Below are 13176 nucleotides of genomic sequence, written 5' to 3' on the forward strand. Positions count from 1 at the left end.
TTCCAACCATCGACCATTGCCGCAGGTTCGCGCCATGTCCACTTCCTCGTCGCCTCCGAACGGCCCCGCCGCCGGGGCGCAGATTGCCGAAACAGAATTCTCCATCGAGCTGCCCGAGCACGGCACCGTGGCTGCGCGCGCCTATGGCCAGCGCAGGCCCGGCACGGTTTCGCCTCTGGTGCTGCATTTCCATGGCGGCACCTTTGTCTGCGGCACGCTGGACAACGGGCGCTACATCGGCCGGCTGCTGGCCGAGGCGGGCGCCGTCGTGGTGTCGCTGGCCTATCCGCTGGCGCCCGAGCATCCGTTTCCCCAGCCCATCGAGGTGGGCTACGCCGTGCTGCAGTGGCTGTACAAGCACCGCGTGAAGATGGCGGGCAAGGGCGCGCCGCTGTTCCTCGCGGGTGAAGAAGCCGGCGGCAACCTGGCCGCCGCCGTGGCCGTGATCTCGCGAGACCGGGGCCACCCTCCGCTGGCGGGCCAGATCCTGGTGTCGCCCATGCTCGATCCCTGCACCGGCACCGCCTCGCAGCGCGAGGCCACGCCCGAGGCCGGCGAATGCCGCTGGGCCACGGGCTGGCGCGAGTACCTGAGCTGCCCCAAGGACGCCATGCATCCCTATGCCGTGCCCGGCAGCTCGCTGCGCCTGGCCCAGCTGCCGCCGGCCCTGGTGCTGGTGGGTGGCGACGACCCGCTGCGCGACGAGGCCCAGGCCTATGCGGCCCGCCTGCGCGCGGCCGGCGTGACGGCCAGCAGCCATGTGCTGCCCAGCGCGTCGAACTGGCCGCAGGCCCTGTCCGAGGCCGAGGCCTGTACGGCCTGCAGCGCCGCCGTGTTCCAGCATGTGCATGACTTCTTCGAGGCCACCATGAACAAGCCCGCAGCACCGGGCTAGGCCCCGCGCCGCCGCAGCCGGCGAACCTTGCTGCCCCCGTTTTCCCATTTCGATTCCGCCTTCCCGGCGCGTTCAGGCGCCGGGCGGGCATCGTGTTCCCTGAATTACGCAAAAAAACACCATGTCCACCCAATCCACCTCATCCTCCTCACCCTCTTCTTCCGCCTCGGCCCAGCGCAAGGGCTGGAAGCTGCCGGCCGCCGCTGCGGCCATCCTCGCCGTCAGCGCCGGCCTGTTCGGCCTGCACGGCTTCGATGCCAAGGCCGATGACGCGCCCGCCAGCGCCCAGCCCGCCGCCACGCCTGTGTCGGTGGCCACGGTCGCCGAAAGCGAGGTCACCGCCTGGGACGAGTTCTCGGGCCGCCTTGAAGCCGTGGAGCGCGTGGACATCCGCTCCCGCGTGGCTGGCGCCGTGCAGGCCGTGCACTTTCGCGAGGGCGCGCTGGTCAAGCAGGGCGATCTGCTGATCACCATCGACCCCGCACCGTATGCGGCCGAGGTCGAGCGTGCCGAAGCCCAGGTGGCCTCGGCCCAGGCACGCCAGTCCTATGCACGCAGCGAGCAGGAGCGCGCACGCCGCCTGTGGGACGAGCGGGCGATTGCCCAGCGCGAGCTGGACGAGCGCATCAACGCAGGCAGCGAGGCCGAGGCCAATCTGCGCGCGGCCCAGGCGTCCCTGCAATCGGCGCGGCTGAACCTGGGCTACACCCAGGTGCGCGCCCCCGTGTCGGGCCGCATCGGCAAGCGCGAGATCACCGTGGGCAACCTGGTGGCCGCAGGCCCGGGCGCGCCGGTGCTGACCACGCTGGTCTCGGTCAGCCCCATCTATGCGAGCTTCGATGCCGATGAGCAGGTCATCACGCGCGCGCTCAAGGAGCTGGGCGGCGGCGCGGGCAACCGCGCCAGGATCGACAGCATTCCCGTGCAGATGGGCACGGCCACGGCCGGCAGCACGCCCTTCGAGGGCCGGCTGCAGCTGATCGACAACCAGGTCGATGCCCGAAGCGGCACGGTGCGCGTGCGCGCGGCCTTCGACAACAAGGACGGCGCCCTCATGCCCGGCCAGTTCGCCCGCATCCGCATGGGCCAGGCGCGCGACAGCAGCATGCTGCTGGTCAGCGAGCGCGCCATCGGCACGGACCAGAGCAAGAAGTACGTGATGGTGGTGGGCGGCGACAACAAGGCCGTCTACCGCGAGGTGGTGCTGGGCGCCTCGGTCAACGGCCTGCGCAACGTGACCCAGGGCCTGCAGCCCGGCGAACGCGTGGTCGTCAACGGACTGCAGCACATCCGCCCCGGCGCCCTGGTCGCGCCCAAGGAGGTGTCCATGGATGCGCGGGCCGATGCCCGCCAGCCGGGCACCCGGCAGGCAGCCGAACAAGTGGCTGACGCAACCAAGTCCTGATCTAGCCGCACACCTTTCCTGCCTCTGAAATGCCGCCTGACCGCAGGCGGCATGGGCCGCGCTTTGCCGTGGCGGAGCCAAACACCATGAACCTATCCAAATTCTTCATTGACCGGCCTATCTTCGCGGGCGTGCTTTCGCTGCTGATGCTGATCGCCGGCCTGATCGCCATGGGCGGGCTGCCGATCTCGGAATACCCCGAGGTCGCGCCGCCGTCCGTGGTGGTGCGCGCCCAGTACCCGGGCGCCAATCCCAAGGTGATCGCCGAGACCGTGGCCACGCCGCTGGAAGAGCAGATCAACGGCGTCGAAGGCATGCTCTACATGGGCAGCCAGGCCACCAGCGACGGCGTGATGACGCTGACCGTCACCTTCCGCCTGGGCACCGACCCCGACAAGGCGCAGCAGATGGTGCAAAACCGCGTCTCGCAGGCCGAGCCGCGCCTGCCCGAGGAAGTGCGCCGCCTGGGCATCACCACGGTCAAGAGCGCACCCGACCTGACCATGGTGGTGCACCTGGTCTCGCCCAACCAGCGCTACGACATCAACTACCTGCGCAACTACGCGGTGCTGAACGTGAAGGACCCGCTGGCGCGCATCGAGGGCGTGGGCCAGATCCAGATCTTCGGCGGCGGCGACTACGCCATGCGCGTGTGGCTGGACCCGCAGAAGGTGGCGCAGCGCGGCCTGTCGGCCAGCGATGTGGTGGCCGCCATCCGTGGCCAGAACGTGCAGGCTGCGGCCGGCGTGGTCGGCGCCTCGCCGGGACTGCCGGGCGTGGACATGCAGTTGTCCATCAACGCCCAGGGCCGCCTGCAAAGCGAGGAGGACTTCGGCGACATCATCGTCAAGAGCGGCGCCGACGGCGCCGTGACCCGCCTGCGCGACATCGGCCGCCTGGAGATGGGCGCGGCCGACTATTCGCTGCGCTCGCTGCTGAACAACGACCCGGCCGTGGGCATGGGCGTGTTCCAGGCGCCGGGCTCCAATGCGCTGGAGATCTCGGCCAACGTGCGCAAGACCATGGAGGCCCTGAACAAGAACATGCCCGAGGGCCTGGAGTACCGCATCGCCTACGACCCCACGCAGTTCGTGCGCGCCTCCATCGAATCGGTGGTGCACACGCTGCTGGAGGCCATCGTGCTCGTGGTGCTGGTGGTGATCCTGTTCCTGCAGACCTGGCGCGCCTCCATCATCCCGCTGCTGGCCGTGCCGGTGTCGGTGATCGGCACCTTCGCCGTGCTGCATCTGCTGGGCTTTTCCATCAACGCGCTGAGCCTGTTCGGCCTGGTGCTGGCCATCGGCATCGTGGTGGATGACGCCATCGTCGTGGTCGAGAACGTGGAGCGCAACATCGAGGCGGGCCTGACGCCGCGCAACGCCACCTACCGCGCCATGCGCGAAGTGTCCGGGCCCATCATCGCCATCGCCCTGGTGCTGGTGGCGGTGTTCGTGCCGCTGGCCTTCATCAGCGGCCTCACGGGCCAGTTCTACAAGCAGTTCGCGGTGACGATCGCCATCTCCACGGTGATCTCGGCCATCAACTCGCTGACGCTGTCGCCCGCGCTGGCGGCCCTGCTGCTGCGCGGCCACGATGCGCCCAAGGACGCGCTGACGCGCGGCATGGACCGGGCCTTCGGCTGGCTGTTCCGCGGCTTCAACCGCATGTTCCACCGGGGCTCCGAGGCCTACAGCGGCGGCGTGGGCCGCGTGATCTCGCGCAAGGCGCTGATGCTGGCCATCTACCTGGCGCTGATCGCCGTGACCTTCGGCCTGTTCAAGGCCGTGCCTTCGGGCTTCGTGCCCGCGCAGGACAAGCAGTACCTGATCGGCTTTGCCCAGTTGCCCGACGGCGCCACGCTGGACCGCACGGACGAGGTGATCCGCCGCATGGGCGAGATCATGAAGGACAACCCCAACGTGGAGGACACCATCGCCTTCCCGGGCCTGTCCATCAACGGCTTCACCAACAGCTCCAACTCGGGCATCGTCTTCGCCACGCTCAAGCCTTTCGACGAGCGCAAGCGCGCCGACCAGAGCGGCGGTGCCGTGGCCGGCCAGCTCAACCAGGCCTTTGCGGGCATCCAGGACGCCTTCATCGTCATGTTCCCGCCGCCACCCGTGGCGGGCCTGGGCACGACGGGCGGCTTCAAGCTGCAGCTGGAAGACCGCGCCTCCCTGGGCTATGACCAGATGGACGCGGCCGTGAAGGCCTTCATGGCCAAGGCCTACCAGACGCCCGAGCTGACCGGCATGTTCACCAGCTGGCAGGTCAACGTGCCCCAGCTGTATGCCGACATCGACCGCACCAAGGCGCGCCAGCTCGGCGTGCCGGTGACGGACATCTTCGACACCATGCAGATCTACCTGGGCAGCCTGTATGCGAACGACTTCAACAAGTTCGGCCGCACCTACAGCGTCCGCGTGCAGGCCGACGCGCCCTACCGCGCGCGTGCCGAGGACGTGGGCATGCTCAAGGTGCGCTCCAGCTCGGGCGAGATGATTCCGCTGTCGGCGCTGATGAAGGTGGATTCCAGCTTCGGCCCCGAGCGCGCCATGCGCTACAACGGCTACCTCACGGCCGACATCAACGGCGGTGCCGCACCGGGCTTCTCTTCGGGTCAGGCACAGGACGCCATCAAGCGCATCGCGGCCGAGACCCTGCCCAAGGGCATCGACTTCGAATGGACCGACCTGACCTACCAGGAGATCCTGGCCGGCAATTCGGCGGTGCTGGTGTTCCCGCTGGCCATCCTGCTGGTGTTCCTGGTGCTGGCCGCGCAGTACGAAAGCCTGACCCTGCCGATTGCCATCATCCTGATCGTGCCCATGGGCCTGCTGGCGGCCATGACCGGCGTCTGGCTGTCGGGCGGCGACAGCAACGTCTTCACGCAGATCGGGCTCATCGTGCTGGTGGGGCTGAGTGCGAAGAACGCCATCTTGATCGTGGAGTTCGCACGGGAGCTGGAGTTCGAGGGCCGCACGCCCATACAGGCCGCCATCGAGGCCAGCCGGCTGCGCCTGCGCCCCATCCTGATGACTTCGCTGGCCTTCGTCATGGGCGTGCTGCCCCTGGTGCTGTCCACGGGCGCGGGCTCGGAAATGCGCCGTGCCATGGGCGTGGCCGTGTTCTCGGGAATGATCGGGGTGACGGCCTTCGGCCTGTTCCTGACGCCCGTGTTCTACGTGCTGATGCGCCGCCTGGCAGGCAACCGGCCGCTCAAGCAGCATGGTCCAGAGATGGAGGAAGAGGCCCCTGCACATGCACCCGCCCACGGCCATGCCTCGGGTGGCGGCGCGCTGCCCATGCCCTCTGCTGCGCGTGGCGAGCATGAATGAGCCCACACCACAAGAACAGGAACCGATCATGAAGATCCCATCGCTTTCGAAACTGTCCAGGCGTCTGCTGCCCCTGGTGGCGGCGCTGGCCCTGGCCGGCTGCGCCAGCGTGTCCCAGAGCCTGCCCGAGCTGCCGGCCGCCCCTGCCTTCAAGGAGCAGGGCGCCGCGCCGCAGGCGGGCTGGACCCAGGCCCTGCCCGCTGAAGCCCAGGCACGAGGCCAATGGTGGCTGGCCTTTGCCGACCCGGCGCTGGACGCGCTGGTGGACAAGGCCACGCTGGACAACCAGGGCATCCAGGCCGCGGCCGCACGCCTGGCCGAGGCCCGCGCCCTGGCGCGCAGCGCCAATGCCGAGCGCCTGCCCCAACTGGGCCTGGGCGCAGGGGCCACGCGCGGCGCGGGGCTGGACAAGGCCTCGGGCACGCGGCCTGCCACCCTGGTCAATGCGGGGCTGAACCTGTCGTATGAGGTCGATCTGTTCGGCCGCATTTCCCAGGCGGCCGACGCATCGCGGCTGGACGCCGAGGGCCGCGAGGCCCTGCTGCAAAGCACGCGGCTGGCCGTGCAGGCCGAGGTCGCGCAGACCTATCTGCAGCTGCGCGCGCTGGACGCCGAGCGCGCCCTGATGCGCGAGACCGTGGAGGCCTACCGCGACACGCTGCGCCTGTCGGAGCGGCGGCTGCAGGCCGGCGACATTGCCGAGCTGGACGTGGCGCGCATCCAGGCCGAGCTGTCGGCCACCGAATCGGACGCGCTGGCACTGGACCGCCAGCGCGCCCAGGTCGAGCATGCGCTGGCCGTGCTGGTGGGTGACTCGGCCTCGCGCTTCGGCCTGGGCGAAGGTGCCTGGACCACGGCGCTGCCCGCCATCCCTGCCGGCGTGCCGGCCACGGTGCTGATGCGCCGGCCCGACATCTCGGCCGCCCAGCGCGCCGTGTTCGCCGCGCAGTCGCGCGTGGGCGTGGCGAAGACGGCATGGTTCCCCAGCATCTCGCTGACCGGCGCGGCCGGCCATGCCTCGCCCGAGGTCGGTGACCTGTTCAAGTGGTCCATGCGCTCCTGGGGCGTGGGCGCCTTGCTGTCGCTGCCGCTGTTCGACGGCGGCCGGCGCGAGGCCGGCGTGCAGGCCGCAGGCGCGCAGCTCGATGCCGCGCTGGCCGCCTACCGCCAGCAGGCGCTGGTGGCCTTCCAGGAGGTGGAGGACCAGCTGTCTTCCATCCGCATCCTGCAGGAGCAGTCCACCGTGCAGGGCCAGGCCGTGGTGGCCGCCCAGCGCGCCACCAGCCTGTCGGACACGCGCTACCGCAACGGCTACGTCAGCCAGCTGGATCTGCTGGATGCGCGCCGCAGCGAACTGCGCAACCGCCGCCAGGCGCTGCAGGTGAAGTCTGCGCAGTACCAGGCCGCCGTGGGCCTGATCCGCGCGCTGGGCGGGGGCTGGGATGTGCCGGCTGACGTGCCGGCCGGCGAATCGGCGAACGTGCCGGTGGCCCAGGCCACGTTGCGCTGAGGCACCCTCAGGCCAGCACGTCAATGGAGCGGAACACGCGCTGCAGCATCGGGTCCGGGCTGTGGCGGCAGGCGTGGACCTGCTCCATGAGGTGGTGCACGAAGCGCTCGGCCACCCAGGGCAGGGGGCCGTGGCCGCGCTGGACCACGCCCACCGTGTGGGGCTCGAACTGCTCGCGCAGGGACAGCGGCACCAGGGTGCCCTGGGGTACGCCCGATTCGATCAGCGGCCAGGGGCACAACGAGAGCATGTCGCTGTGCGCGATCAGGTGCAGCAGCAGCGATGCCGAATGCACCAGGTGGATATGGCCCACGGGCACGGGCAGGCCATGGCGCAGGAACAGGCGCCGCACCAGGTCGTCTTCTTCAGGCGGCGTGTAGTTGAGCAGCCAGTCGCAGTCCATCAGCTCGGCCAGCGAACGGGCGCCTGCCAGCGGATGGCCCGTGCGGGCCACGACGGTGGCGTCATAGCGGAACAGCGGCGTGCCGTGCAGGTCGCCGCCCGAGGGGCCCGAGGGCACGCGGCCGATCAGCAGGTCCAGCGTGCCTTCGCGCAGGCGCGGATGGGCCACGGCCGACAGGCCCTCGAACAGCTCCAGCCGCACCTGGGGCAGTTCGGCGCGGAAGGCGCGCAGCACATGGGGCAGCAGGCTCTGGCCCACCCAGGGCGTCACGCCCACGGACAGGCGCGCCACGGCGCAGGTGTCGCGCAGGCGGGCCATTTCATCCTCGGCCTGGGCCATCTGCCCGGTGATCAGCTGGGCATGGCGCAGCAGCGTGCGCCCGGCCGGCGTGAGGACGATGCCGCTGCTCTGGCGCTCGAACAGCGCAAGGCGGTGGCCTTCCTCCAGCTCGCGCAGGGCCTGGGTGATGGCCGACTGGGTGATGCCCAGCGCGCGTGACGCGGCGCGCACGCTGCCGCAGCCGGCCACGGCGACGAGGTAGCGCATCTGGTGCAGCTTCATGGCGGGACCGGCATCGAGGTGGGGCTGGGAATTCATGGGCCGATCTTGCAGGTTTCGTGCCATGGCCGCCATCCCTGCCATTGCTGTGATCGGCGCATGCCGGGGGATGACAGGCAATGCCTGGCAGGGCAGGCGCTGGCGGTCTTCCGCCCGCTGCCCACGCTTCCTAGACTGCGGGCATGAACATTGACCCGCCCGTTTCCACCACGGCCGAAGCCGCCGATCCGGTGCTTGCCGGCATACGCGCCACGCAGGCCGAGATGGTGGCCCTGCGCCATCACCTGCATGCCCATCCCGAGCTGGCCTTCGAGGAGTTCGCCACCAGCGACTTGGTGGCCGAGCGCCTGGCCTCCTGGGGCTATGAAGTGCATCGAGGGCTGGGAGGCACGGGCGTGGTCGGCACGCTGCGCTGCGGTTCGGGCACGCGCCGGCTGGGCCTGCGCGCCGACATGGATGCGCTGCCCATCCACGAGCAGACCGGCCTGCCCTACGCCAGCCGCCATGCGGGCCGCATGCATGCCTGCGGGCACGACGGCCATACCGCCATCCTGCTGGCCGCCGCGCGCGAGCTGGCCCAGGCACGCGGCTTCGACGGCACGCTGCACCTGATCTTCCAGCCGGCCGAGGAGGGCCTGGGCGGCGGCCGCAAGATGGTGGAGGACGGCCTGTTCGAGCGCTTCCCCTGCGATGCCATCTTTGCGCTGCACAACATGCCGGGCTTTGCCGAGGGGCAGTTCGGCTTTCGCGAGGGCTCGTTCATGGCCTCGTCGGACACGGTGATCATCACCGTGCGCGGCAAGGGCGGCCATGGCTCGGCCCCGCACCTGTCGGCCGACCCGGTGGTGGCGGCGGCCCACCTGGTGCTGGCGCTGCAGACCGTGGTCTCGCGCAATGTCGATCCCCGCGACATGGCCGTGGTCAGCGTGGGCGCCATTCATGGCGGCGATGCGCCCAACGTGATCCCTGGCGAGGTGGAGCTGCGCCTGTCCGTGCGCGCCTACCGGCCCGAGGTGCGTGCCCTGCTGCGCGAACGCATCACCGCGCTGGCCCATGCCCAGGCCGCCACGCTGGGGGCCGAGGCCGTGGTGGACTACCGCTGGCGCTATCCGGCCCTGGTCAACGATGCGGCCAGCACGGCCTTCGCCCGCGAGGTGGCGCGCGACTGGCTGGGCGAGCAGGGGCTGATCGCCGACCTGCAGCCGCTGACGGGCAGCGAGGACTTCTCCTTCATGCTCGAACAATGCCCGGGCAGCTATCTGATCGTGGGCAACGGCGTGGGCGACACGCATGGCACGGGCGGCTGCATGGTCCACAACCCCGGCTACGACTTCAACGACCGCATCCTGCCGCTGGCAGCCACCTACTGGGTGAAGCTGGCCCGGCGTTTTCTGTCCGCCGCCTGAGGCACCGCGCCCGCACCGGATTCCTTTCACGACTTCACCTGCGATTGCCACCATGCGCACTGCATTTCCTCTCTCCTCCGAGGCCCGCCAGGTCCTGAGCCGCCGCAGCCTTCTGGGCGCCGCTGCGCTGGGGCTGGCCCTGCCGGCTGCTGCCCAGGGCAGCTTTCCTGCCAAGCCCTTGAAGCTGGTCGTCGGATACCCGGCCGGTGGTTCGGTGGACCTGGTCGCCCGCGTGGTGGGCGATGCGCTGGCCGCGCGGCTGCGCGGCACGGTGGTGGTGGACAACGTGGGCGGGGCGGCCGGCGCCATTGCGGCCCAGCGCGTGGCCTCGGCACCGGCCGATGGCTACACGCTGCTGGTGGGCGCCAGCAACGAGCTGGTGGCCACGCGCATCGTCAACCCCGCGCAGCGCTACGACGGCCGCCGCGATTTCACGCCGCTGGGCCTGGTGGCCACCGGCCCGCTGATCCTGGCCGCACGCCCGGGCCTGGGCGTGAAGAGCATGGCCGACTTGCTGGAGCTGGCGAAGCGCCAGCCCGGCAAGCTCAGCTACGGCAGCTCGGGCGTGGGGTCGACCCTGCATTTCGCGGGAGAGCTGTTCAAGCAGCGCGCCGGTGTTTCCATCACCCATGTGCCCTACCGCGGCGTGGCGCCGTTGACCAGCGACCTGGCGGGCGGCAGCCTGGACCTGGCCGTGCTCTCGCCCACGGCGGCGCAACCGTTCCTGCAGAGCGGGCGCATCGTGCCGCTGGCGGTCACCAGCGCGCAGCGCCTGTCCGCCTTGCCCCAGGTTCCGGCCATGGCCGAGCTGGCGCCGCTGCGCGGCTATGAATTGGTGGGCTGGTTTGCGCTGATGGCGCCGCGCGGGCTGCCCGCCGCCACCGCGCAGCACATCACGGCGGCCCTTCAGGAGGCGCTGGCCGAGCCCGCCGTGCGCAAGCGCCTGGAAGATGCAGGCATGGTGCCGGCCACGGGCCGCGAGGACCTGGCGCGCCTGATCGCCGAGGAAGACCGCAAGTACGAGAAGCTCGCGGCCTTCGCGAACATGCGCGACTGACGGTGTTGACGACGCTGACGGCGCTGACGGCAGCCGCGCAGGTTCAGCGACCGCGCAGGAACAGCGCGTCCAGCTCCTTCATGCTCATCTGCCGCCAGGTGGGGCGGCCGTGGTTGCATTGGTCGGAGCGCTCGGTGACTTCCATCTGGCGCAGCAGGGCGTTCATCTCGTCCAGCGTCAGGCGGCGGTTGGCGCGCACGGCGCCGTGGCAGGCCATGGTGGCCAGGATCTCATTGCGCGCGCGCTGCACCACGGTGCTGGCGTCGTGCTGGGCCAGCTCGGCCAGCACGCTGCGCGCCAGCTCCACGGCATCGCTCTGGGCCAGGGTGGCGGGCACGGCACGCACGGCCAGCGTCTTGGGCGAGAAGGGGGAAACCTCCATGCCCAGGGCCTGCAGCGTGTCGCCATGGGCCTCGGCCGTGGCCACTTCCTCGGGTGTGGCGGCGAAGGTGGCGGGAATCAGCAGCGGCTGGCTGGGGATCTGTTCTGCCGCATTGACGGCATTCTTGAGCTGCTCGTAGACGATGCGCTCGTGCGCCGCATGCATGTCCACCACGACCATGCCCTGGGCATTCTCGGCCAGGATGTAGACGCCGTGGATCTGGGCGACGGCGCGGCCCAGGGGCCAGACGGGCTCGTCGGACGCTGCCGGGGCCGCTGCGGATGATGTGCGGGGCGCAGAGAAATCCGCAGGAGCAGGCTCGGCAACGGCAACAGTCGGGGACTGGACGGCCGGCGCGTAAGCCGGGGGCGCGTAGCTGACGGGGGCCAGGGCAGCAGTGGGCACAGCGGGTACGGCGAGCACGGCTGGCTGCTCGGCGGCCAAGGCCTGGGCCGGACTTGCAATCGTTGCGGCTGCGGCCTCGCGCATGGGGGCCCACAGCCCCGCCATATTGCTGACCTTGTGGCCGCCTTGCTCATCGCCAAAGCTCATGCGGGCCTGGGGCCAGGCGGGCATGGATGCCTTGGGCGCCGTGGCCGGCGCTGCCGCAGCGGCGGGCGCAAGCTCGGGCGTGCGCGCGGCCTCTTCGGCAGCCGCAGCGGCTGCTGCGGCGGCACGCGGTGCGGCCAGCGCGTTCTCTATGGCGTGGCGCACGGCCTGGTGCACCTCGCGGCTGTCGCGAAAGCGTACTTCGATCTTGGTGGGGTGCACGTTCACGTCCACGCGCGCGGGGTCGATCTCCACATACAGCGCATACACGGGCTGCTTGTGGCCGTGCAGCACATCCTCGTAGGCGCTGCGCGAGGCGTGGGTCAGCACCTTGTCGCGCACGAAGCGGCCATTGACGTAGCAGAACTGGTGGTCGGGACGGGAGCGCGCCGCATCGGGAATGCCCGCGCGGCCCGTGACATGGACGGCGCCCGACCAGTGCTCCACGGTCACGGAGTTCTGCACGAAGGCGTCGCCCAGCACATCGCCCAGGCGGCGCGCAAGGGCTTCGTCCGACATGCTGCCGGCGGCACGCCACTGCTCGACCAGCTTGCCTTCGTGCCAGATGGCAAAGCCCACGTCGGGCCGGGCCAGGGCATGGCGGCGCACGGACTCTATGCAGTGGGCCAGCTCCGTGGCATCGCTCTTGAGGAATTTGCGGCGGGCCGGGGTGGAGAAGAACAGCTCCTTGACCTCGACCGTCGTGCCCTGGTTGCGCGCGGCGGGGCGCAGCTCGCCGCTGCGCGCATCGAGCAGATAGGCCGAGTCCTGGCCCGCAGGGCGCGAGAGGATGGACGCCTCCGACACCGAGCAGATGGCCGCCAGCGCCTCGCCGCGAAAGCCCATGGTGGCCACGGTCTCCAGGTCGTGCAGATCGGTGATCTTGCTGGTGGCATGGCGGCGCAACGCCACGGGCAGCTCATCGCGCGGGATGCCGCCGCCGTCGTCCTCCACCGAGATCAGGCGCACGCCGCCGGCCAGCAGCCGCACGTTGATCTGGCGGGCACCGGCATCCAGGGCGTTGTCCACGAGTTCGCGCACCACCGAGGCAGGACGCTCGACGACTTCGCCGGCCGCGATCTGGCTGATCAGCTCGTCGGGCAGGTCACGGATGGGGCGGCGGGGAAGGGTGTCGGGGGAGGGGGTGGATGCGTTCACAGGGCAATTCTAGGGGCTCGCATCCACCGCTTGAGGCCTGTGGGAATGGGGTCGGAGTGCCTTGGGCACGCGCAAAAAAAGGAGCCGCACAGGCGGCTCCAAGAGGCGTCCCCGGCCACAAAGGCCAGAGCCGGGGGCACTCTTTGATGAGGGCGGCCGGGGCCGCGCGGCCTCAGCGGCGGCGGCCGGCACGGTCGCTGTTGCTGCCCATCTGGTTGCCGACCAGCGCACCGGCGGCCGCGCCGCCCACGGTTCCCAGCGTGGTGCCGAACAGGGCACTGCCCAGCACGCCACCGGCCACGGCACCCACGCCCGTGCCCAGCTGCGCGTTGTTGGGACGGTGGGCGCAGCCGCCCAGGGCCAGCGCGCCGGCCACAAGGGCGGCGACGGCCAGGCTGCGGCCCATGGTGGTGCCCGACTTGCGTTCAGTCATGCGCTCGAAGGTGCGAAGGGTCTTGTTCATGGCTTGCTTCCTTTTGTCCTGATGATGGTGGTGAGGCCAGGCCGGCGGTGCC

The 13176-nt window shown here is 70.4% G+C and carries 9 protein-coding genes; 6 read left to right on the forward strand and 3 right to left on the reverse strand.

Going from position 1 to position 13176, the window contains the following annotated elements; all coding sequences use genetic code 11:
- Positions 1-34 precede the first annotated feature (34 nt).
- From ACF8ME_RS20555 to ACF8ME_RS20570, 4 genes are all read left to right on the forward strand, one after another.
- Entirely contained in the window at positions 35-895 is an 861-nt protein-coding gene (locus ACF8ME_RS20555; protein WP_016447675.1) for an alpha/beta hydrolase, read from the forward strand.
- Between the two features lie 121 nt (positions 896-1016).
- On the forward strand, positions 1017-2300 hold the full coding sequence (locus tag ACF8ME_RS20560) for an efflux RND transporter periplasmic adaptor subunit (RefSeq protein WP_016447674.1): 1284 nt from the start codon (positions 1017-1019) through the stop codon (positions 2298-2300).
- 86 nt (positions 2301-2386) lie between these two features.
- On the forward strand, positions 2387-5638 hold the full coding sequence (locus ACF8ME_RS20565; protein WP_392414731.1) for an efflux RND transporter permease subunit: 3252 nt from the start codon (positions 2387-2389) through the stop codon (positions 5636-5638).
- Between the two features lie 28 nt (positions 5639-5666).
- The gene (locus tag ACF8ME_RS20570) at positions 5667-7148 is read left to right on the forward strand and encodes an efflux transporter outer membrane subunit (protein ID WP_392418014.1); all 1482 of its coding nucleotides are present in this window, start codon (positions 5667-5669) and stop codon (positions 7146-7148) included.
- A gap of 7 nt (positions 7149-7155) precedes the next feature.
- Here the strand turns inward: ACF8ME_RS20570 and ACF8ME_RS20575 are convergent, their stop codons facing one another.
- The gene (locus ACF8ME_RS20575; protein ID WP_392418016.1) at positions 7156-8175 is read right to left on the reverse strand and encodes a LysR family transcriptional regulator; all 1020 of its coding nucleotides are present in this window, start codon (positions 8173-8175) and stop codon (positions 7156-7158) included.
- 116 nt (positions 8176-8291) lie between these two features.
- On the opposite strand from ACF8ME_RS20575, the gene ACF8ME_RS20580 reads away from it, so the two are divergent.
- Both ACF8ME_RS20580 and ACF8ME_RS20585 read left to right on the forward strand, forming a co-directional pair.
- Entirely contained in the window at positions 8292-9515 is a 1224-nt protein-coding gene (locus ACF8ME_RS20580; protein ID WP_392418017.1) for a M20 aminoacylase family protein, read from the forward strand.
- 52 nt (positions 9516-9567) lie between these two features.
- The gene (locus tag ACF8ME_RS20585; RefSeq protein ID WP_392418019.1) at positions 9568-10572 is read left to right on the forward strand and encodes a Bug family tripartite tricarboxylate transporter substrate binding protein; all 1005 of its coding nucleotides are present in this window, start codon (positions 9568-9570) and stop codon (positions 10570-10572) included.
- A 43-nt stretch (positions 10573-10615) separates the two neighbouring features.
- Here ACF8ME_RS20585 and mutL read toward each other — a convergent pair whose 3' ends face one another.
- Together mutL and ACF8ME_RS20595 are read right to left on the reverse strand one after the other, a co-directional pair.
- Positions 10616-12661: a DNA mismatch repair endonuclease MutL gene (mutL, locus tag ACF8ME_RS20590; RefSeq protein WP_392418021.1), complete on the reverse strand. Its 2046-nt coding sequence runs from the start codon at positions 12659-12661 to the stop codon at positions 10616-10618.
- A 172-nt stretch (positions 12662-12833) separates the two neighbouring features.
- On the reverse strand, positions 12834-13124 hold the full coding sequence (locus ACF8ME_RS20595; protein ID WP_016451238.1) for a glycine zipper 2TM domain-containing protein: 291 nt from the start codon (positions 13122-13124) through the stop codon (positions 12834-12836).
- Positions 13125-13176 lie beyond the last annotated feature (52 nt).

Source organism: Delftia sp. WSY_7 (genome assembly GCF_043104845.1).
Classification (GTDB): Bacteria; Pseudomonadota; Gammaproteobacteria; order Burkholderiales; family Burkholderiaceae_C; genus Comamonas; species Comamonas tsuruhatensis.